Below are 21,324 nucleotides of genomic sequence, written 5' to 3'. Positions count from 1 at the left end.
TGCCGGGGTTGTCATGTGTGCGGAAGAGGCGAGCCAGCGTCCTTGGCCGAACGCCGTGCATTTGCCGGACGCCGCCCGCATGATGCACGCTCGTGCGACGGATCGCGCCGGAATCGATGGAAAATTTCCGCCGACCCGCGCGTACGGGAGATGGGGCAGCGCTCCACCGATCCCGCCGCGATTCATTCCGGCTCGGGTTCGCGCATCGGTTGCCGCGGCGCGTTCAGCCAACGCGCGATCCTGCCGCCCGCGAGTCGCCACTCGAACGGATTGCGAAAATCGAACGTGTACAGTTCGTGCAGAAGGGACGGCCAGCACCCACGTAGATTCCGGGACGCCTGGGAGCGCTCGATGCGCGAGGGGCGCCACGTGTCGTGCCAGGGAAAGTTCGTCGTCGTACTCGAGCACCGTCGTGGTAACCGGAAATTGAGCGCATACGCGTACCGCGGCCGATCCGAGAAGTTTGCCCCCGCGGCGTGCAGCGTGCGCCCCGCATGCACGGTGCAGTCTCCCGGCATCAACGGACACGTCACGGCGCGCGCCGGATCGAATCCGCCGACACACTCGAGTCCATGGGCGGTCACGTCGCCCCCGAGCGGTACGTGCGGAAGGACGTCGTACAGATGAGACCCGGGGATGAACCGCATGCACCCGTTGTCGACCGACACGGCTTGCAACGGAATCCAGAAGTTGACTTCGCGATGGTCGATGCGCGCGTCGGTAAACGCGTCGTCCTGATGCCATGGCGTCACGGTGTCCGTACGCGACTGCTTCAGGAAAAAGCTGTCGCCGGCAAAACGAACATTCGGGCCGAGCAGCGCCTTGGCGATATCGAACGCGGCGCAGCGGATACGGAGTTTCGCCAGCCGACGCTCGAAATAGGACGCCCAGTGAAGTTGGAGAAGTTGAGGCCCGGAATCGCCCCCGTTCGACTCGGGATAGAAATCGAACATCAGGCCCTGGGCGTAGCCCGTGCGACTGCCGAGCAGACGATGGCCGATTTCGCGCAAGTCCTCGATCTCCGCGGTGTCGATCAGCCCGTTGATGACCGCAAAGCCGTCGTGATGGAACCGGGACCGAAGATTGGCTTGCATTGGAACCTTGACGATGAGTTCACGGATCGCGAAGCGATGCAGACGGCCTCTGATCTTTCGATTTTCGTATTTTCGCGAAGGACGCTTCTGTTCGATACCTTACGTTGGTTGCCGACGGCCGAGCAGCCCGACGCGTTCTGCGACAAGGGCTATCGGGTCGTGAATGGCGCGGGCGGGGCAACGTGGACGTCGCGATGCCGCCACGTGCCGGGCGAGCGCAGTACCCGGCCGGCGCCGCCGTAGCGGTGGTGCAGCCGATGTGTGCACCACCGATCGCAGCATCGCCGTGCTGGCCGTCGATGGCGTGTGCCGCACCGAGCGTCGCCTGGCGTGCGTCCGACGTCGGACCGGGTCCGGCCGGAACCTGCGCGAGGCGTTTCGACGGTCAGTCTTGACGCGTGATGCACGCGTGCGAAGGCCGGCCGTTCGCGCGTCAGTACCCCGATCCGCCGCCCGCCTGATCGCTGACGATCGCCACTCCCGAGCTCGTACCGAGCCGCGTCGCGCCGGCTTCGAGCATCGCGAGCGCGGCCGCGCGGTCGCGCACGCCGCCCGACGCCTTCACGCCGAGCGTCGGTCCGACCGTGCGGCGCATCAGCGCGACGTCGGCGAGCGTCGCGCCGCCGTGGCCGAACCCGGTCGACGTCTTCACGAACGCGACGCCGAGATCGCGGCACATCTCGCACACGCGCACCTTCTCGTCGTCGGTCAGCAACCCCGTTTCGAGGATCACCTTGAGCGGCACCGTGCCGCACGCGCGATGCACGGCGTCGATGTCGGCCTTCACGTCGTCGGCGCGGCCGCTTTTCAGCGCGCCGATGTTGATCACCATGTCGATCTCGCCGGCGCCCGCCGCGATCGCGGCGGTGGCTTCGAATGCCTTCGCGGCGGACAGCCCCGCGCCGAGCGGAAAGCCGACCACGGCACACACGAGCACGCCGGTATCGGCCAGCTCGCGCGCGGCGAGCGGCACGTTCGCCGAATTCACGCAGACCGAGTAAAAGCGATGCTCGGCCGCCTGGCGGCAGAGTTCGCGGATCTGCGCGTCGCTCGCGTCGGGCGCGAGCAGCGTGTGATCGATGGTTTGGGCGAGTTGGGCGTTGGAAAGCGGCATGTGTCAGGACTCCACGGATCGTGTGCGGAAAGGGCACACGGAAAGTTGATGTTTTCACATCGGTTTGTTACAAATACGACATTCCGGCCGGGCCCGCGCGCCCGGCACGACGAGCGACTCACGCGGCGGGCACGCAGGATACAGGCATGGAAACAAAGAAGGGCGAGCGGATCAAGACATTGATGAACGTGCTGCAAGGGCAGAACGCGATTCATCTGAAGGAAGTCGCCGAGTTGTTCGGCGTGTCCGAAATGACGATCCGCCGCGATCTCGCGGACAACCCGCACGGCCTCAGCCTGATCGGCGGCTACGTGACGCGCCATTTCGCCGCGCAGCGCAGCGACATCGGCGAATACCTGATCAGCGCCGAGAACAACCGGCAGACCGAGGAAAAGCGCCGCATCGGCAAGCTGGCCGCGCAATTCGTGACGACCGGCGACACGATCTTCGTCGACTGCGGGTCGACCACGCCGTTCATCGTCGATTTCATTGCCGACGACCTCGAATTCACGGCGGTCTGCAATTCGCTGAACGTGTTCGCGAAGCTGCAGCAGAAGCCGCATTGCAACGTGATCCTGTGCGGCGGCGCGTATCACCGCCAGAACATGGTGTTCGAATCGGTTGCCGAAACGGGCATCCTCGATTCGGTGCGCGTGTCGAAGGCGTTCATCTCGGCCGCTGGCGTGAGCGACCGCTGCGGCGTCACGTGCTTCAACTTCCACGAAGTCGACGCGAAGAAGAAGGTGATGGCGCGCGCGCAGAACCGCTTCCTGCTGGTCGACCACACGAAGTTCGACGAAGTGCGCGCGGCCTATTTCGCGGAACTGACCGATTTCAACTACGTGATCTCCGACGGGCAACTGAGCCGTCGCTACGAAACCGCGATCCGCGAGCACGGGATCGCGCTCGTGACGTGAGGCGGCGCGGGCGTGCGTCGCGCTTTTCGTCGCGGTTTTCATCACGTTTTCCATCACATCACGCATCGCGCGCTTCCGCCGCGCTCAGGTAGCCGGTGACCACGTCGAAGCGGCGCGACGCGCCCGGCGCCAGCGCCGCGACGTGGCCCTTGCGGCGTTCGGCTTCGTAACCTTCGGGCTCGCAGGTCGACGGCAACGCGCACGCGGCGACCTGCTGGTCCGCGTTGTGCAGGATCCAGCGCGTCGCATGTGGGAATTGCGCGGGGCGGTACGCGGTGTGGAACGCGCCGCCGTCCGGATGCGCGAGCCGGAAATGCGCGACGCCGTCGCCGTCCGTTTCAACCTCGTTCATGAAGAACACGATCTCGGGGTCGTACAGCGCGGGCGCATCGAGCGTCGCGAGCCGCGCCGGATCGCGCGCGAGCGTGGCCGTGTAGTCGCGCCACGCGGCGGTCGGCTTCACGTGCGCGGGCACGCTGTCGCGCAGCCGCATGCCGCCAGGCGGGAGCGACTGCTCGAAGCGGCCGCCCGGCACGTACGCGTAGTTCAGGTGGGCCATGTACATCAGGTCCATCGGCGCGCCGCCGAGGTTCGTCACGTCCATCGCGATCGTCATCCGCGCATCGTGCTCGGCCAGCCGCACCGACGGACGAGCGACGTAGTGGCTGCCGAAGCCCTGCACGTATTCGTACTCGCCGGTCACCTCGACCGTCGCGCCGCGCGCATCCGCGCCGACGACGAGGCTCGCGCGGTCCATCGGCGCGCACGGCATCTCGCCGTGCAGCGCGTGCGTGTCGTCCGGCCCCGGGCAGCCGTTGCGCAGCAGTCCGCTGTGGAACATGAAGCAGCCGTAGGTGTCGATGATCGACGCCACGCGCTTCGGCTGCCGGAACATGTGCTTCATCGTCAGGTCGCGGCCGTCGAATTCGGCCGCCCAGATCATCTGGCCGAGATACGGCAGCACGACGAGATGGCCGCGACGGTTCTCGAGCTTCAGCGCCTCGACGCCGGACGGATACGCGAACGCGGTCACGGTGAGGCCGTCGGTGCGGTACAGCGTGCGCGGTGTTTCGCGGAAGTCGTCGCGCCGCAGTTCGATCTCGCCCCGCATCGTCAGGCTCCCGACGTGTTGCGCGTCGCGGCGTAGCGCGTGGACGCGTGGCCGTCGGCCGCCGCGTCGGGCGTCGCCGCCGGCAGGTGACGCAGGCAGTAGAAGCCGTAGTAGACGATCACGACGAAGCAGACGAGCGGCACGACGAACGCGAGCTGCATGTTGCCGCCGGTGTGATCCGAGATCAGCCCCTGGATCAGCGGCACGACCGCGCCGCCGACGATGCTCATCACGAGGATCGAGCCGCCGTATTCGGTGTCCTTGCCGAGGCCGTCGATCGTCAGCCCGTAGATCGTCGGCCAGCACGGGCCGAGGAAGACGCTCACGCACACGGCCGCATAGACGGCGGTGATGTTGTGTACGCTGATCGTGTACGCGAGCAGCGCGATGCACAGGATGCCGTAGACGATCAGCACCTTGGCCGGCCCGACGCGTTTCATCACGAGCGTCGCGACCAGCTTGCCGACGAAGAACGCGAAGAAGGTTGCGAGCAGGTAGCGCGATGCGCCGCGCTCGGTGAGGCCGCCGATCTGCATCGCGAGCCGGATCGTGAAGCTCCATACGCCGACCTGCGCGCCGACGTACAGGAACTGCGCGACGACTCCCGCGACGAAGCGCCGGTTGCCGAACAGCCGCGCGAGCGTGCCGCGCGCGTCGATCCGGTGCGTGACCGCGCCCGTGCCGTTGCCCTTGCAGGCCGGGTACGGCGTGAGCGCAAACACGATGAACACCGCGACGAGCACGACGATCAGCCACTTGTACGGCTCGAGCGTCGCCTGGATCATCGCGAGCTGATGCGTGTGCGCGTCGGCGGCCGACATCGCCGCGAGCTGCGCATGCGACGCGTCGCCTTCCTTGAAGATCAGGAAGCTGCCCATGTAGACGCCGGCCATCGCGCCGAACGGATAGAACGTCTGCGAGATGTTCAGGCGCCGGGTGCTGGTGCCGCGCGGGCCCATCAGCGTCGAATACGAGTTCGACGCCGTTTCGAGGAACGACAGGCCCGCGGCGATCACGAACAGCGCGACGAGGAACATCCCGTACTTCGCCATCGACGCGGCCGGGAAGAACAGCAGGCAGCCGGTCGTGTAGAGCAGCAGGCCGACGAGGATCGTCGTCTTGTAGCTGAACTTCTTCACGACGGTCGCGGCCGGAATCGCAAGGAAGAAGTAGCCGAGATAGAACGCGGACTGCACGAACGCCGATTCGAAATCGGACAGGAAGAACGATTTCTTGAACTGCGCGATCAGCACGTCGTTCAGGTTCGCGGCGGTGCCCCACAGCGCGAACAGGCAGCACAGCAGCGTGAACGCGAAGAGCGGCGTGCGATTCAGGTAATAGCCGTCGGGGGCGTGTTCGATCCGGGTTCGGCTCATGGGTGTCTCCTTCCCAATGTCTCGTCGATGAAGGCGCCGGTCAGAAGCCGGCGTCGCGGAGAAAGCGTTCGAACGTCGCGGCGTCGGCGTACGACTTCTGCGTGCCGAGGCCCGTGACCGAATGCGCGGCGTACGCGGATGCGTAACGCATCGCATCGATCGCGTCGCGCGACGCCGCATAGCAGCGTGCGAAGCAACCGATATAGGCATCGCCCGCGCCCGTCGTGTCGCGCGCGTCGACCGGCACGCCCGGCACGTGCCGCACGCCGTCGCGCGATACCAGCAGCGAACCGTTGCTGCCGAGCGTGACGAGCACGTGCTTGAGCCCGCGCGCGACCAGCGCTTCGGCGGCGCGGGTCGCACTTTCGCGCGAATCGACCGGCATACCCGACACGATCGCGAGCTCGGTTTCGTTCGGCACGAAGAATTCGACGGAGCGGATGCGTTCGAAATCGAGGTCGGCGACCGCCGGTGCGGGATTCAGCAACACCGGAATGCCGTGCCGCGCGCCGAATTCGATCGCGTGATAGACGGTGTCGAGCTCGATCTCGAGCTGTAGCACGATCAGCGCGCATTCGGCGAGCATCGGCGCGGCCGCGTCGATGTCGGCCGGCCGCAGGTGGCGGTTCGCGCCCTTGACGATCAGGATGCTGTTGCTCGAATCGGGTTCGACGAAGATCGGCGCGACGCCGCTCGGCACGCCGGCGACCTTGCGCACGTGCGTGGTGTCGATGCCTTCGCGCTCGAAGTTGCGGATCGTGTTGTCGGCGAACACGTCGTCGCCGACTTTCGTGACCATCACGACGCGCGCGCCGAGGCGCGCGGCCGCGACGGCCTGGTTCGCGCCCTTGCCGCCGCAGCCGAGCTCGAAGTTCGGGGCCTCCAGCGTCTCGCCCCGGGCGGGCATGCGCGCGACATAGGTCACGAGGTCGACCATGTTGCTGCCGATGACGGCGATTGTCTGCATCTGCGTCTCTTCCTTGGTATGGGATGCGCCGCGGCGCGCGCATGGTCGGCGGCCGCTCGCGACAGGTGATAATAAAATCACATTAAATGTGAAAATGCAATCCTATGATGTTAGGAGGGTCACTTTTCGGTCGCTGGCCAGGCGGACGAGACGCCCGCATGCCGCTGTCGGCATGCAAAAAGATTGCACGTGGGAGGGCCGGCGAGGATGGCCAGAAAGACGGGCTTTCGCGAGAACCGCGCGCGATCCGTCGTGCGCATCGCTGTTTTTAGCAGTCCGTTCCTGCGGGGGAACGAGGCATCGATGGCAAGACGCCCGTGATGTGCGAAAGCGCGTCGGTCACGGGCGTACGGAGGCTACCGCTGCGCCACCGCGCTCGTTTCCCGCCAGCCGCCGCCCAGCACCTTGTACAGCGTGATGAGATTGGACTGCTTGGCGAGCATGTCCGTGACCAGTTGCTGTTGGGCGGCGTAGAGCGTGCGCTGCGCGTCGAGCAGGGTCAGGAAGCTGTCGGTGCCGCTGCGGTAGCGTGCCTGCGCGAGGTCGTAGTATTGCCGCGCGGACTCGACGTAGTCGCGATCCGCGGCGACCTGGGTGACGTACGTGGTGCGTCCCGCGAGTGCATTCGACACCTCCTTGAACGCCGTCTGGATGGCCTTTTCATAGTTGGCGACGTCGATGTCCTTCTCGACTTTCGCCACGTCCAGCGTGGCGCGGTTGTAGCCGAAATCGAAGAGCGGCACCGAGAGGGTCGGCGCAAACGTCCACGCCCCCGTGCCCGCCTTGAACAGGTTCGAGAGGCTGCCGCTCGTGGTGCCCGCGGAAGCCGTCAGCTCGATCTTCGGAAAGAACGCGGCGCGCGCCGCACCGATGTTGGCGTTGGCGGCCTTCAGCGTGTGCTCGGCTTCGACGATGTCGGGCCGGCGCGCGAGCAGATCCGACGGCACGCCTTCGCCAATGTCCGCGAACGTGTGCTCGCTTTCCATCAGCGAAGGGCCCTGCGGCAGATCGTCGGGCAGCGGCGCACCGATTTCGGCCACCAGGTTGTTGCGGTCCTGCGCGACCGCACGCGTGTACGAGGCGAGACTCGACCGCGCGCTCGCCAGCGAATTTTCGGCCTGGCGCACGTCCTGCAGCGACGCGCTGCCCATTTTCATCATGTTCACCGTGAGATCGTAGGTGTGCTGGTCCGCATCCACGGTGTTCTGCGCGATCTGCAACGACGTCTCGTCGGAGCGCAGTTGCAGATAGTCGGTGGCGACGGTCGCGATCAGGCTGATCTGCGTGCTGGTGCGCGCGGCGTCCGTGGCGAGGTACTGCTCCAGCGCCTGGCGCTTGAGGCTGCGCAGGCGGCCGAAGAAGTCGATTTCCCACGATGTGAGGCCCACGCTCGCGCTGCTCGAACCGTATGCGCCCGTGGAGCCGGCCACGCGTTCGCGCGTGATCGAGCCGGATGCGTTGATGGCCGGTCCGACGTTGGCGCGCGCAATGCGGTACTGCGCTTCGTACTGCGCCACGTTGAGCGCGGCCACGCGCATGTCGCGGTTGTTCGCGAGCGCGAGTTCGATCAGCTTTTGCAGTCGCGGATCCTTGAAGAAGTCGCGCCAGCCGAGGTCGGCTCCCAGCGGTGCCGCAGCCGTGCTCTGCGCGGCCTTCGGCTGCGGCCGCGAGGGCACGGTGGACCAGGTATTGTCGACCGGTGCGGCCGGCCTTTGGTACGTCGGGTCCAGCGTGCAGCCTGCCAGCATGCCCGTGCAGACAAGGGCGATCAGTGTGCGTTTCATGCGTTGCCCTCGTTGATGCCGGCGGAGTCCGTCGTGTGACCGTGTTCGTTGAACAGTCTGCGCACCACGACGAAGAAGACCGGTACGAAGAAGATGGCGAGCACCGTGGCCGCGATCATGCCGCCCGTCACGCCCGTGCCGATGGCGTGGCGTGCGCCGGCGCCGGCACCCGTACTGATGACGAGCGGCAGCACGCCGAACACGAACGCGAGCGAAGTCATGAGAATGGGGCGCAGCCGCATGTGGGCGGCTTCGAGTACGGCGTCCACGAGGCTGCGTCCCTGCGCTTGCAGATCCTTCGCGAACTCGACGATCAAGATGGCGTTCTTCGTGGACAGACCGATAGTGGCCAGCAGCCCCACCTTGAAATAGATGTCGTTCGAAAGCCCGCGCCCATGAGCGGCAAGTAACGCGCCCAGCACACCGAGCGGCACGACGAGCAGCACCGCAAGCGGAATCGACCAGCTTTCGTAGAGGCCCGCCAGGCACAGGAACACGACGACGAGCGAGATCGCGTAGAGCACCGTGGCTTGCGAGCCGGCCTGCTTCTCCTGATACGACTGGCCCGTCCATTCCACGGCGAAGCCGGGCGGCAGTTTGCGTGCAAGCTGTTCGACTGCCGTCATTGCCTCGCCGGTGCTCACGCCGGGCCGCGTGGCGGCCGAAATGCCGGTGGCGAGCTGCCGGTTGTAGCGTTCGATCTGTGGCGGCCCGAACGTCCAGTGGCTCTTTGCGAACGACGAGAAGGGCACCATCGTGGAGTCGTAGCCGGTCGTGCTCGTGGTGGTGCTCGAGGACGACGAACTCGACGCACTGCTGCTTGCCTTCACATACCAGTCGCCAAGGTCGGCAGGCATCATGCGATACGGGGCGTCCGACTGCACGTAGACTTTCTGCACGCGCCCCGTGTCGATGTAGTTGTTCACGTAGGACGAACCGAACGCGGTCTGCAGCGTCGCGTTGACGTCGGAGATGGAAAGCCCCAGCGCGTTGGCTTTTTCGCGGTCGATGTCCACCTGCAGCTGCGGCGTGTCTTCAAGGCCGGACGGACGCACCATCGCGAGCGTCGGCTCCTTCGACGCCATGCCGAGAAACTGGTTGCGCACCGCGAGCAGCTTGTCGTGGCCTGCGCCGCCGCGATCTTCTATCTCGAAGTCGAGGCCGCTTTGCGTACCCAGTTCCTGAATGGCGGGCGGGTTCAGCACGAAGATGCGCGCGTCGCGATTGCCGGCGAAATGCTGGTTGGCGCGCGCGATGATGGCCGACACGCTGTCGCGCGAACCGCGCAGGCTCCAGTCCTTGAGCGTCACGAACGCGATGGCGTTGTTCTGCCCCTGGCCGTTGAAGCTGAAGCCGTTGATGGCGATGACCTGCTTGACGCCCGGCTCGTCCTTCAGCACGTACTGCTCCACGGCCTCCACCGTCTTCAGCGTACGCGAGGCCGGCGTGCCCGCGGGCGCGCTGATCGACACGATGAAGTAGCCCTGGTCTTCGTCAGGCAGGAACGAGGAGGGCAACGTGACGTAGAGCAACGCCACGACGCCGGCGATCGCGCCGTAGAGCAGCATGTAACGCGCGGGTCGCGCGACCACGCGTGCGAGCGAGGAACTGTAGCCCGCGTTGCGCTTGGCGAACCACCGGTTGAACCAGCCGAAGAAGCCGCGCTTGTCGTGGTGCTCCACGTCGGCGCGCTTGAGCAGCGTGGCGCACAGCGCCGGCGTGAGCGTAAGCGCGAGCATGACCGACAGCAGCATCGCCGAGACGATGGTGATGGAGAACTGCCGGTAGATCGCGCCCGTGGAGCCCGCGAAGAACGCCATCGGAATGAAGACGGCGGTGAGCACGGTGGTCACGCCGACCAGGGCGCCGGTAATCTGCCCCATCGCCTTGTGCGTGGCTTCCTTCGGGCCGAGCTTCTCCTCGCTCATGATGCGCTCGACGTTTTCCACCACCACGATGGCGTCGTCCACGAGCAGGCCGATGGCGAGCACCATCGCGAACATCGAGAGTACGTTGATCGAAAAACCGATCATCGACATCACGCCGAACGTGCCGAGCAGCGCAACGGGCACCACGAGGGTCGGAATCAGCGTGGCGCGCACGTTCTGCAGGAACAGGTACATCACGAGGAAGACCAGTACGACCGCTTCGAACAGCGTCTTCACGACCTCTTCGATCGAGATGCGAACGAACGGCGTGGTGTCGTACGGGTAACTGATCGCGACGTCCTTCGGCAATTGCAGCTGGATCTCGGCGAGCTTCGCGCGCACGGCGTTGGCCGCGTCCAGCGCGTTGGCGCCGGTGGCGAGCTTGATGGCGAGCGCGGATGCCGGCTTGCCGTTCAGACGAGACGCGGTGTCGTAGCTGTCGCCGCCCACCTCGACGCGCGCCACGTCCTTCAGCAGCACGCGCGAGCCGTCGCTGTTCACGCGCAGCAGGATGCTGGCGAACTGGTCGGCGCTCGTCAGCAGACTCGACGAGCGGATGGTCGCGTTGATGGCCTGCGAATCCGTTGCCGGCGAGCCGCCGACCTGCCCTGTGGAAAGCTCGACGTTCTGGTTCGTGATGGCCGTGGTCACGTCGGAGGGCGCGAGTCCGAAACTGCGCAGCTTCACCGGGTTGAGCCAGATGCGCATCGCGTGCTGCGCGCCGAACAGCGTCACGTCGCCCACGCCGTTCAACTGCGCGAGCGGATCTTCGATCCGGGTCGCGATGATGTTGCCGAGATCCACCGAATTCCAGGTGCCGCCCGGCGACGAGAGCGCGACGATCATGAGGAAGCTCGTCGACGCCTTCGCGACCTGCACACCTTGCTCCTGCACCGTTTGGGGCAGGGTAGGCGTGGCCTGCGTCACCTTGTTCTGCACCTGTACCTGCGCGATGTCGGGATTCGTTCCGGGATTGAACGTCAGCGTGATGGTGGCCTGCCCGGCGGAACTGCTCGTGGACGACATGTACAGCACGTTGTCGATGCCGCTCAGCTTCTGCTCGATCACCTGGGTCACGGTTGTCGCGACGGTGTCGGCGGAGGCGCCGGGGTAAGTGGCCATCACCTGCACCGAGGGCGGCGCGATGGTGGGGTACTGCGCGACGGGAAGACTCGTGACCGCCGCCGCGCCCACCAGCATGATGACGATGGCCATGACCCACGCGAGAATGGGGCGCTTGATGAAGAACTCTGCCATGCCGTTCTCCGCCTAGCGTCGTGCCGACACGGTCGAGGCCGTGTCCGTCGCGGGTGCCGCGGATGCCGCGTTCGCCTGCGTCTGCGGCGTATCGGCCGCCACCTTGACCGGCGCGCCCGCATGCACGCTCTGCAGGCCGCTCACGATCACGCGGTCGCCGGCGTGCAGGCCCGAGGTCACGATCCATTGGTCCCGGAATGCGTTGTCGGCCGTGACTTGCACCTGCCGCGCGTTGCCGGCCGCATCCACGACGTAGACGCTCGCCTTGCCGTCCGACGCGCGCGTCACGGCCATCTGCGGCACGAGTATCGCGTTGTCGTTCTCGCCTTCTTCCAGGCGGGCGCGCACGAACATGCCGGGCAGCAATTCGCGTTCGGGGTTCGGGAACGTGCTGCGCAGCGTGACCGACCCGGTGGTGGCGTCCACCGTGACGCCGGAGAACTGCAGCGCGCCGGGGTGGGCGTATTCGGTGCCGTCTTCCATCACGAGCGTGACGGCGGCGCTGTCGCTGCCCGTTTTCTTCAGGCGCCCGGAAGCGAAGGCCTTGCGAAGCCTCAGCCATTCCGTGCTGGGGCGCGTGACGTCGAGGTACATCCGGTCGAACGCCTGGATGGTGGCGAGCGCGGTGGTCTGGTTCGAGGTCACGAGCGCGCCTTCCGTCACGGTCGATGCGCCGATGCGTCCGGAGATGGGCGCACGCACGTGCGTGTATTCGAGGTTCACGCGCGCGGATTCGAGCGCTGCCTCGTCGGCCGTGACGCTCGCGGCGTCTGCGCGAACCGCGGCGACGGCGTCGTCGTAGTCCTGCTTGCTCACGGCGTTGATCTTCACGAGTTCGGTGAAGCGGTCCGCTTTCGTCTTCGCCGAAGCCAGCGTGGCGCGGGCGTTTTCCAGCGTGCCGCGTGCCTGGTCGTAGGCAGCCTGGTAGGTGGCCGGATCGATCTGGTAGAGCACCTGGCCCGCCTTCACGTCACTGCCTTCCACGAACAAGCGCTTGAGGATGATGCCGCTCACCTGCGGTCGTACGTCGGAGACCTTCTGCGCGGAAAGGCGGCCGGAAAGTTCGGTCGTTTCGACGATCCGCTGCGGCGCGAGCGAGAGCACGCCCACCTGGGCGGTCTGCGTGGCGAAGCCGCCGGGCGGTGCGCCGGTTTGCCTGTTGCAGCCGGCGGTTCCGACTATCGCAAGGATCGAGAGTGCGGCAAACAGCTGGCGCGGCCTGTACGTCATGGGGTGGTGCGCGTGGTTCGCGAGAATGGGCGTCTTCATCTTTGACCTGTTTGGACATCGCGATGTCGCGCGATGCGAGAACGGGACGGCTCCGGACGCTTCAGGGGACCTGGCGGTGCCGGTGCTGGACAAGGCGTAACGCTACCGACGGCGCATTTTTTTGTGCTTACGGAAACTTACTGTCCAGTGACGCGCCTGGAGAGGGGGAAGAGAATCGGGATTTCGGCATACGTAATACCCTCGCGGCCCGGCCCTTGTGCTGGTTCCGTTAGGAATCGCAAATCACAGTAATATTTCGAAAGCCAGTCAGATCGTATCCGGGCTACCATCATTTCGTCCTCACGCCGCCCTGAATACCTGAAATGCACCCACCTTCCATCCCCGGCTCCGCGCCGCAAGTCCTGCTCGTCGACGACGATGCGGAACTGCGCGACCTGCTGCGCAGGTTCTTCCAGCAGCGCGGCATCGAGTTCTCCGTTCTGCACGATGCAACGAATCTCGCGCGGCGGCTGGAGCGCGAACGGCCGGCCATCATCGTGCTGGACCTCATGATGCCGGGCGTGGATGGCCTCACCGCGCTCAAGCAGCTGCGCGCGAGCGGCGACACGATTCCCGTCATCATGCTGACCGCGCGCGCCGACGGCATTGACCGCGTGCTCGGGCTCGAACTCGGGGCGGACGACTATCTGGGCAAGCCGTTCATGCCCCAGGAACTGCTCGCGCGCATCCAGGCAGTGCTGCGCCGCCAAGGGCCACCGCGGACGACAGCGGTGCAGGAGAAGCCCGCCCCGTGCCGGTTCGGCCGCTTCGAACTGGATTTCGCGACGCGCACGCTGCTGTGCGAAGGCACGCCCGTGAAGCTCACCGGCGGCGAGTACGCGCTGCTCGAGGTGCTGGCCTCGCACCCCATGGAAACGCTTTCGCGTACGCGGCTCATCGAATTGCTCCACGGTCCGGATGCCGAAGTGACCGAGCGCGGCATCGACGTGCCGGTATGGCGCCTGCGCCGCCTGATCGAGGACGACCCGTCCAATCCCCGACGGCTGCAAACCGTGCGCGGGATCGGCTACATGTTCATTCCCGACAACCCGGCCGATGAAGAATCCACTTGATACGATGTTCGGCCGGCTCGTCATCACCACGGTGGGCCTGCTGATGCTGGTTCATCTCACGTCGCTGCTGTTGATCGAGCGAACGCGCGCGAGCCTCGCCGCCTTCCATATTTCGCGCGTCGTGGAGGTTGCCGCCGGCATGGACGGGCGGGGCGGCGACGGCGAGCGGTCCGGGGCGGACATCCTCGGTATTTCGTTCGTGGACCTGAAGCAACTGCCGGCCGCCGACGCGCGGCGCTTTCGCGACGACACGAACGGGCCCATCGAACGGCAATTGCGGCACGTGCTGCCGCCGGGCACTCACGTGGCAATGGACGACGACGGCACGCTGCACGTGCTCCCCGCGGGCAGCACGCGTGGCATCGTGCTGCCGCAAGCCGAGGTGCCGCTGAGCCGTTTCACCGGGGCGCTGGCGTTGACGCTGATGTTCGCCATCGTGGTTGCCGTCGTGCTTGCGTGGCAATTGAATCGCCCCATTCGCGATCTTGCCGCAGCCGCGCGCGAACATCGCACCGGCCACCAGCTGAACATGGTGCGCAAGCGCGGGCCGCGCGAATTGCGCGAGCTGATCGGCGACTTCAACGACATGACCGGCGAGCTGGCCGTGGCCGAGCGCGAGCGCGCCGTGATGCTGGCGAGTATCGCGCACGACCTGCGCACACCGATCACACGCATGCAGGTGCGGGCAGACCTGCTGACCGATCGTGGCGATCGCGAGGGCTTTCTGCGCGATACCGAATCCATGTCGCGTGTCATCACGCAGTTTCTCGACTTTGCGCGCGAGATCCCCGAAGGTTCGCCGCGGATCAGCGTGGACACGCATTGCCGTCGCGATTACACCGACGCACCGAGTCCGAGCGGCGAGGCGCACCGGGATGCGCTCGTCACGCTCGATCTTCACGCGGGGCCCGACTTCATGCTACCTGCGGTCGACATCGACCGCATGCTCTCGAACCTCGTCGAAAATGCGCTGACCTACGGCGAGCCGCCCGTGGAGATCACCACGCGAGCGCATGGCGAGCACTACGAACTCGTGGTGCGAGACCACGGGCCCGGCGTATCCGAGCCTGATCTGGATCGCGTGCTGCGTCCGTTTGTCCGGCTCGATCCCGCTCGCGGCGGCACCTCGCACAGCGGTTTGGGCCTGGCCATCGTTCACCGCCTCGTTCGCCATCACGGCGGCACGCTGCAAATTGCCAACGCGGCCGACGGCGGGCTCGTCATAGCGATGCGGTTTCCGAAGCGCGGCGTCGCGCAATGAAGCGCCGCGCGCCGCCCAGCTTGCTTTATGCGTCCATATCTTCAGCGCGAGGAAAAAGATGTAGATGGAACTCGCGAGCTTGACCGCGTCATAAAGCCAGGGCCGGCCCGCAGCGAGCGCGGACAGGAAGAACCCCATCCGGCAATCGCGATCGCGTAGCCGAGCGCCTCGGCGACGATCAGCGGCCAGGTGCCACGCAAGCGGACCTTCAACCCGGACGACAGCAGCAGCGTATTGGTCGGCCCCGGCACGATCGGCACCAGCGACACGTACATCGACATCTTCAGCAAGGCTTCCTGGATGGGCACGCGGCCTCCTCGATTCGTCAGTGTCGCGGTTCGCGGCCGGCCAGCGCTGGCACGCCGTTGAAATGTTTCAGCGCGAATGCGATTCGCGCTTCCGCGAATGTGCTCGCCTTCATGACCTTTCTGTTCTCCCGCGGGCTCGAGAACACCGCGGTGACGATCCACGCGCTCGCGGCGCGCCTGATCTCTTCGGGCCGTTCGGCATGCTGTCGCGCGCGCTTGGCATGAACATGTCGCAGATGAACCTGCACTTCGACGGCTACCCGGGCGGATGCGTGACGACCGTCGCGCTGGACGCAGACGTCAAATACAAGCTGCTCCAGTGCGTGACGCCGGTGAGCGACGGCAAGAACGTCATGCACATGCTGATCTCGATCAGGAAGGCGCGCGGCGTGCCGCGGCGCGCGATCGACTACCTGCTGTTCGGGCTCCAGACCCGACAGGCGGCGGGGTACGACGTCAGGATCTGGAACGGGATGAAGCCGGACGGCGGCGGTGCGTACAGCCGGTATGACAAGCTCGTGCTGAAGTACCGTGCGTTCTACCGCGGCTGGGTCGACCGCGTCGGGGTGAGCGAGCCGCCCTGCGCGAGCCGGCGGCGTTAGCCTGACCGGCGCCGGCCGCGCCGTTCCGTCCGGCGCGCGCGAACAGCGGTGAACCGCATGGACGGCCGGCGTTGGCGCGCGCGGCCGAACCGCCCCGCGATGTCAATGTGTCCCTGTTTTCGTGCAACCGCACGCCAGGCTGACCGGCTGATTACGGTTTTGTCATCTACGCCATTCGCGCTTGCACGCAGCGGCGCCGCGTCGCCGTTTCCCGGTAACATCGCCGCATGTCCCCACGAATGCGACGGAGCCGGCGATGCGCATCCTGATAGTCGAAGACGAACCGAAGACGGGCGCGTACCTGAAGAAGGGGCTCGAGGAATCGGGTTTCAGCGTCGATCTCGCGAAGGACGGCGGCGAAGGGCTGATGCTCGCGCAGGAAGAGCGTTACGACGTGATCGTGCTCGACGTGATGCTGCCCGTGCTCGACGGCTGGGGCGTGCTCAAGCGGCTGCGCGACACGCACACGACGCCGGTGCTGTTCCTGACCGCGCGCGACGACGTGCAGGACCGCGTGCACGGCCTCGAGCTCGGCGCCGACGACTACCTCGTGAAGCCGTTCGCGTTCGTCGAGCTGCTCGCCCGGATCCGCACGCTCGCGCGTCGCGGGCCGCCGCGCGAGACCGAGCACCTGGCGGTCGGCGATCTGGACATCGACGTGGTGCGCCGCCGCGTGAAGCGCGGCGCGACGCGGATCGACCTGACGCCGCGGGAATTCTCGCTGCTGCAGCTGCTCGCGCGCCGCCAGGGCGAGGTGCTGAGCCGCACGCAGATCGCGTCGTACGTGTGGGACATGAATTTCGACAGCGACACCAATGTCGTCGAAGTCGCAATCCGGCGCCTGCGCGCGAAGATCGACGACGCGTTCCCGGTCAAGCTGATCCATACCGTGCGCGGCGTCGGCTACGTGCTCGAACCGAAGGACGACGCATGACGCGGCCGCGCTCGCTGGCCGCGACGCTCGCGCTCGCGTTCGCCGCGACCACGCTGGCCGCGTTCGCGCTCGTCGGCGCGTACGTGTATGCGGGCCTCGAGCGGCAGGTGAACACCCAGGACGATCTCGACATCGTGCTGGCCGCGCGCCACACGCGCCGGCTCGCGGGCGAACTCGAGTCGCTCGACGCGGTTCGCTCGCACGCGGAGCGGCTGACGAGCCAGGTGCTGGGCAACGAGGCGCTGTCGATGGTCGTCGTCGATGCGGGGGGCGACGTGCTCGCGCGCCACAACGTCCGGCTCGCCGCACTCGACGACGCGCCGGCAGCCGCCTCGGCGCCGCTGGCCGACGCGCAGCTCTTTGCGCCACGCGCGGTGCCGGTTCCGGCGAACGACCGGATCACGGACGACCGGCTCGTCACGTGGACCGCCGACGGCGGCACGCCGATGCGCGGCGTCGTGATCGAGGCCGCGCTCGGCGACCGTACGCCGATCCGCATCGCGATCGCGCGCAACATGCGCGACCGGGCCGATCTGCTCGACGGCTACCGCGACCGGCTCAAGCTCGCCGGCGGGCTCGGCGCGCTGTTCGCGCTGCTGCTCGGCTATTGGCTGATCCGCACGGCGCTCGCGCCGTTGCGCGAGATCGTCGACAACACCGGCCGGATCACGGTCGACAAGCTCGACACGCGGCTCGACGCGTCGCGCGCGCCGCCCGAGCTGCGCGCGCTGGTCGACGCGCAGAACGCGATGCTCGGCCGCCTGCAGCAGGCGTTCGCGCATCTGTCGCAATTCAGCGCCGATCTCGCGCATGACCTGCGCACGCCGCTGAACAACATGCGCGGCGCCACCGAAGTCGCGCTCGCGCGGCCGCGTTCGGTCGACGAGTACCAGACGCTGCTCGAATCGAATCTCGAGGAATACGACCGTCTCGCGCGGATGATCGAGAACGTCCTGTTTCTCGCGCGCGCCGAGCATCCGAGCTTCGTCACGCGGCAGCGCGCGTTCGACGTGCGCGACGAACTCGAGCGCATCGCCGAGTATTTCGAGGGGCTCGCCGACGAAGCGGGCTCGACGTTGCGCGTCGACGGGCAGGGGCAGCTGACGGCCGATGTCGAACTGTTTCGTCGGGCCGTGGGCAACCTGCTCGCGAACGCGCTGCGTTACACGCCTGCCGGCGGCGTCATCACGCTGAGCGTCGATGAAACGGCCGATGCGGTGCGCGTCGTCGTCGCGAATTCGGGCGAGCCGATCGATCCCGCGCTGCTGCCGCGGATCTTCGACCGGTTCGTGCGCGGCGACCCCGCGCGCAGCGGCGGTGCGCCGGGCGGCACGGCCGGGCTCGGCCTCGCGATCGTGCGCTCGGTGATGGAGCTGCACGGCGGCAGCGCGCAGGTCGAAAGCGATGCGCGCGGCACGCGGTTCGTGCTCGTGTTCAACCGGCCGCCTGTTGCGTGACGGCGGGTTCGTGGCGCGCGGCGGCCGCGTGTTCGTGCGTGTCGGTGTTCGATTCCGCGTCTGAGCTGGCGCTTACGCCCGCCTGCCAGCCACCACCCAGCGCCTTCAGCAACCCGACTTCGGCCTCGATCCGGCGCGCGTCGATCTGATCGGCCGTGCGCCGGTTCGTCAGCGCGATCGTCTGCGCGGTCACCACGTCCAGATAGCTGACGGCGCCCGCGTTGAAGCGATTCGTCGTCAGCCGCAGCGACAGGTCGGCCGCGTCGGTCGCGCGCTGCTGGCTGACGGCTTCGGACGCGAGCGCATCGAGCGCGGACAACTGATCCTCGACCTGCTGGAACGCGACGAGCACGGTTTGCCGGTAGTCGGCGACCGCACCGTCGTATTGCGCATGCGCGCCGCGCAGCGACGCGCTGCGGCGGCCGCCGTCGAACAGCGTGCCGGCGAGTTGCGGGCCGAGCGACCAGAACAGGCTCGGCGCGGCGAGCCACGGCGCGAAGAACGAACTTTCGAGGCCGGCGCTCGCCGACAGCACGAGATCCGGGAAGAACGCGGCCCGCGCCTCGCCGATCTGCGCGTTCGCGGCCGCGACGCGACGCTCGGCCGCCGCGATGTCGGGCCGCCGCTCCAGCAGTTGCGACGGCACGCCGGCCGGAATGGCCGGCACGTGGAACGGCTGTACGTGCGGCGGCAGCGCGAACGTCGACGCGCTTTCGCCGACGAGCGTCGCGATCGCGTGCTGCAACTGCGCACGCGACGCATCGATGTCGGTGTCCTGCGTGCGGGTCGATTCGAGCTGCGTCTCGGCTTGCGCGACCGCCGACGCGTCGATCGCACCGGCCGCGAGTTGCTGCTTGAGCAGCGTCAGCGCGTCCGCGTACGCATGCACCGTGTCGTCGAGCAGTTGCTTCTGCGTGTCGAGCGAGCGCAGCGCGAAATAGTCGGTCGCGAGTTCGGCCGTGACCGACAGCTTCACGGCCTGCAGGTCGGCCGCGCTCGCGGCGGCGTTCGCCTGCGCGCCGGTCACCGCGTCGCGCACGCGGCCGAACAGGTCGGGCTCCCAGCTCGCGGCCACGCCGACCTGGTAGTCGGGCGTCGTCTTGCCGGCGAGCGACGAGCCGAGCCGGTTCTGCGACACGCGCGCGCGGCTCTGCGCGGCACCGGCCGTGATCGTCGGCAGGAACCCGGCGTGCTGATAGTCGACCATCGCGCGGGCTTGCTGCAGATCGGCGACGGCTTTCTTCACCGTCTGGTTCGACACGTCGACGCGCGCTTCGAGCGCGTTCAGATCGGCATCGTCGAAGACGGTCCACCAGGGGCCGCGTGCGACGGCGTCGGCCGGCATCGCGACGTGCCAGCCGGTTTGTTCGGCAGGTGCTGCCGGTGCGCCTGCATAGTGCACGGGCACCGCGACGGCGGGCGGCGAATAGCGCGGCAGCGTCGAGCAGGCGGTCAGTGCGGCGACGGCGCCGAGCGCGACGATGCGGCGAGCGAACGGGAGCGGATGAGGAAGACGCATGGCAGGCATCTCGTGGGTGGTCGTCGATGGGTCAGCCGTGGGCGGGCGCGGGAGCGAGTGTCGACGCAGCCGGCGCGGCACCGGCCGCGTGCAGCGGCGGCACGTCGCGTGCACTGACCGCGGAAGCCGGTTGCGCGGGCAGAGCAGACGAAGCAGACGAAGCCGCAACCGGCGCCGCATCGTGCGAAGTCGACACGACCTTCACGGCTTCCCCGACCGTGATCGCATCGCCCGGGTTGTCGATCACGCGATCGGCCGCCGCGAGCCCCGCGACGATCTCCACGCGCGTGCCGAAATCCCGCCCGATCTGCACGGTCTTCAGCGCCGTACGTCCGTTCGCACCGACGGTGGCGACCTGCACGCCGTTCGGGCGGAACAGCAGCGCGCTGACCGGCAGTTCAAGCGCCGGCGCCGCGCTCGGCACGACGAGATGCGCCTGCGCATACGCGCCGGGCATCAGCGCGCCGTCGCGGTTGTCGACGTCGATCTCGACACGCAGCGTGCGCGTGACGGGATCGATCGCGCCCGCGCTGCGCGCGACCTGCGCGGCAAAGTGCCGGCCCGGATACTGCGGCGTCGTCAGGTAGACGGACGTGCCGGCCGACACGCCGGTCGCGCTGTCCTGTGGCACGTCGACGAACACGCGCAGCGTGTTCGTCTGTTCGAGATGGAACAGTTCGCCGGACAGGCCCGGGCTGCCCGGCGTGCCGCCCGCGGTCACGAGCGTGCCGACGTCGACGTTGCGTGCGGTGATCACGCCGTCGAACGGCGCGGTGACCGACTCGTACGACACGAGTTCGGCAAGATGCGCGACGTTCGCCTGCGCGGACGCGAGCATCGCGCGCTTCGCGTTCATGTCCGCGACCTTCGTGTCGGTGTCCTGCTGCGACACCGATTGCGTTTTCAGCATGTCCTGCCAGCGCTGCGCGGTCGATTTCGCATAGTCGTAGTTCGCCTGCGCGCTCGCTTCGTCCGCACGCGCCTGGCGCAGCTGCGCATCGAGATCGGGCGCCGAGATCTGCGCGAGCGTCTGGCCGGCCTTCACGCGCGCGCCGAGATCGGCGCTCCAGTGCGCGATATAGCCGCTCGTGCGCGCATAGATCGACGCGTCCGCATACGGCATCACCGAGCCGGGCAACGTCAGTGTCTGGTCGGCCGGCGCCGCGCCGGGCATGACGACCGACACCGGCAGCGCCTGCTGCGCGGCGACCTGCGCGCGCTGCGCGGCGCGTGCGTCGATACGCGGCACGATGCCGAGCGCGAGCAGCGCGGCGGCGAGCGCGACGGCCGCGAGCGGCACGGCCAGCTTGCGGCCGCGGCGGGGCGGCGGCGTATCGGAGGCGGCGCCGCGCG

At 67.4% G+C, this 21,324-nt stretch carries 15 protein-coding genes and 2 pseudogenes; 6 read left to right on the top strand and 11 right to left on the bottom strand.

The genetic code is table 11. The features are described 5' to 3' along the window. Positions 1-182: 182 nt before the first annotated feature. Positions 183-1,094, bottom strand: coding sequence for a phytanoyl-CoA dioxygenase family protein (locus MMB92_RS11365; RefSeq protein WP_034203727.1), 912 nt, complete (start codon positions 1,092-1,094; stop codon positions 183-185). A 433-nt stretch (positions 1,095-1,527) separates the two neighbouring features. Beyond that, entirely contained in the window at positions 1,528-2,208 is a 681-nt protein-coding gene (deoC, locus tag MMB92_RS11360) for a deoxyribose-phosphate aldolase (protein ID WP_034203726.1), read from the bottom strand. 146 nt (positions 2,209-2,354) lie between these two features. On the opposite strand from deoC, the gene deoR reads away from it, so the two are divergent. Beyond that, positions 2,355-3,125: a DNA-binding transcriptional repressor DeoR gene (gene deoR / locus MMB92_RS11355; RefSeq protein ID WP_006491525.1), complete on the top strand. Its 771-nt coding sequence runs from the start codon at positions 2,355-2,357 to the stop codon at positions 3,123-3,125. Between the two features lie 58 nt (positions 3,126-3,183). Here the strand turns inward: deoR and MMB92_RS11350 are convergent, their stop codons facing one another. From MMB92_RS11350 to MMB92_RS11325, 6 genes are all read right to left on the bottom strand, one after another. Continuing rightward, positions 3,184-4,236: an aldose 1-epimerase family protein gene (locus tag MMB92_RS11350; protein WP_277562700.1), complete on the bottom strand. Its 1,053-nt coding sequence runs from the start codon at positions 4,234-4,236 to the stop codon at positions 3,184-3,186. A gap of 2 nt (positions 4,237-4,238) precedes the next feature. Next, positions 4,239-5,612 (bottom strand): L-fucose:H+ symporter permease, encoded by a 1,374-nt coding sequence (gene fucP, locus MMB92_RS11345; protein WP_006498514.1) that lies wholly within the window; start codon positions 5,610-5,612, stop codon positions 4,239-4,241. Positions 5,613-5,652: 40 nt separating this feature from the next. After that, positions 5,653-6,579, bottom strand: a complete 927-nt coding sequence (rbsK, locus tag MMB92_RS11340; protein WP_277562699.1) for a ribokinase — start codon at positions 6,577-6,579, stop codon at positions 5,653-5,655. A gap of 356 nt (positions 6,580-6,935) precedes the next feature. Next, positions 6,936-8,363, bottom strand: a complete 1,428-nt coding sequence (locus MMB92_RS11335; protein ID WP_060211421.1) for an efflux transporter outer membrane subunit — start codon at positions 8,361-8,363, stop codon at positions 6,936-6,938. Continuing rightward, positions 8,360-11,548, bottom strand: a complete 3,189-nt coding sequence (locus MMB92_RS11330) for an efflux RND transporter permease subunit (RefSeq protein WP_062885721.1) — start codon at positions 11,546-11,548, stop codon at positions 8,360-8,362. Before MMB92_RS11330 ends, MMB92_RS11335 begins: the two co-directional genes overlap by 4 nt. Positions 11,549-11,560: 12 nt before the next feature. Then, positions 11,561-12,817, bottom strand: a complete 1,257-nt coding sequence (locus MMB92_RS11325) for an efflux RND transporter periplasmic adaptor subunit (RefSeq protein ID WP_006489739.1) — start codon at positions 12,815-12,817, stop codon at positions 11,561-11,563. 323 nt (positions 12,818-13,140) lie between these two features. Here MMB92_RS11325 and MMB92_RS11320 point away from each other — a divergent pair, with 323 nt between their 5' ends. Together MMB92_RS11320 and MMB92_RS11315 are read left to right on the top strand one after the other, a co-directional pair. Further along, complete coding sequence (locus MMB92_RS11320; protein WP_102898717.1) at positions 13,141-13,890, top strand: response regulator; 750 nt, start codon at positions 13,141-13,143, stop codon at positions 13,888-13,890. Continuing rightward, the gene (locus MMB92_RS11315) at positions 13,874-15,151 is read left to right on the top strand and encodes an ATP-binding protein (RefSeq protein ID WP_062885720.1); all 1,278 of its coding nucleotides are present in this window, start codon (positions 13,874-13,876) and stop codon (positions 15,149-15,151) included. Before MMB92_RS11320 ends, MMB92_RS11315 begins: the two co-directional genes overlap by 17 nt. A 30-nt stretch (positions 15,152-15,181) precedes the next feature. On the opposite strand, the pseudogene MMB92_RS11310 reads toward MMB92_RS11315, so the two are convergent. Continuing rightward, positions 15,182-15,459, bottom strand: a pseudogene (locus tag MMB92_RS11310) (LysE family translocator); the annotation flags it as partial. 185 nt (positions 15,460-15,644) lie between these two features. On the opposite strand from MMB92_RS11310, the pseudogene MMB92_RS11305 reads away from it, so the two are divergent. From MMB92_RS11305 to MMB92_RS11295, 3 genes and pseudogenes are all read left to right on the top strand, one after another. Further along, positions 15,645-16,061: pseudogene (locus MMB92_RS11305) on the top strand (2Fe-2S ferredoxin); the annotation flags it as partial. Positions 16,062-16,317: 256 nt separating this feature from the next. Next, on the top strand, positions 16,318-16,995 hold the full coding sequence (locus tag MMB92_RS11300; protein ID WP_006489720.1) for a heavy metal response regulator transcription factor: 678 nt from the start codon (positions 16,318-16,320) through the stop codon (positions 16,993-16,995). Next, entirely contained in the window at positions 16,992-18,452 is a 1,461-nt protein-coding gene (locus MMB92_RS11295; protein WP_062885719.1) for a heavy metal sensor histidine kinase, read from the top strand. The genes MMB92_RS11300 and MMB92_RS11295 overlap by 4 nt, the downstream gene beginning before the upstream one ends. Here MMB92_RS11295 and MMB92_RS11290 read toward each other — a convergent pair. Both MMB92_RS11290 and MMB92_RS11285 read right to left on the bottom strand, forming a co-directional pair. After that, entirely contained in the window at positions 18,430-19,971 is a 1,542-nt protein-coding gene (locus MMB92_RS11290; protein ID WP_062885718.1) for an efflux transporter outer membrane subunit, read from the bottom strand. The genes MMB92_RS11295 and MMB92_RS11290 overlap by 23 nt on opposite strands. 31 nt (positions 19,972-20,002) lie before the next feature. Further along, a partial coding sequence (locus MMB92_RS11285; RefSeq protein WP_277562698.1) for an efflux RND transporter periplasmic adaptor subunit occupies positions 20,003-21,324 on the bottom strand: 1,322 nt, incomplete at its 5' end.

It is taken from the genome of Burkholderia sp. IO2 (genome assembly GCF_029522185.1).
GTDB classification, from domain to species: Bacteria; Pseudomonadota; Gammaproteobacteria; order Burkholderiales; family Burkholderiaceae; genus Burkholderia; species Burkholderia cenocepacia.
Note: the sequence above shows the minus strand (reverse complement) of the source record. Positions and strands in the feature narration are given on the sequence as shown.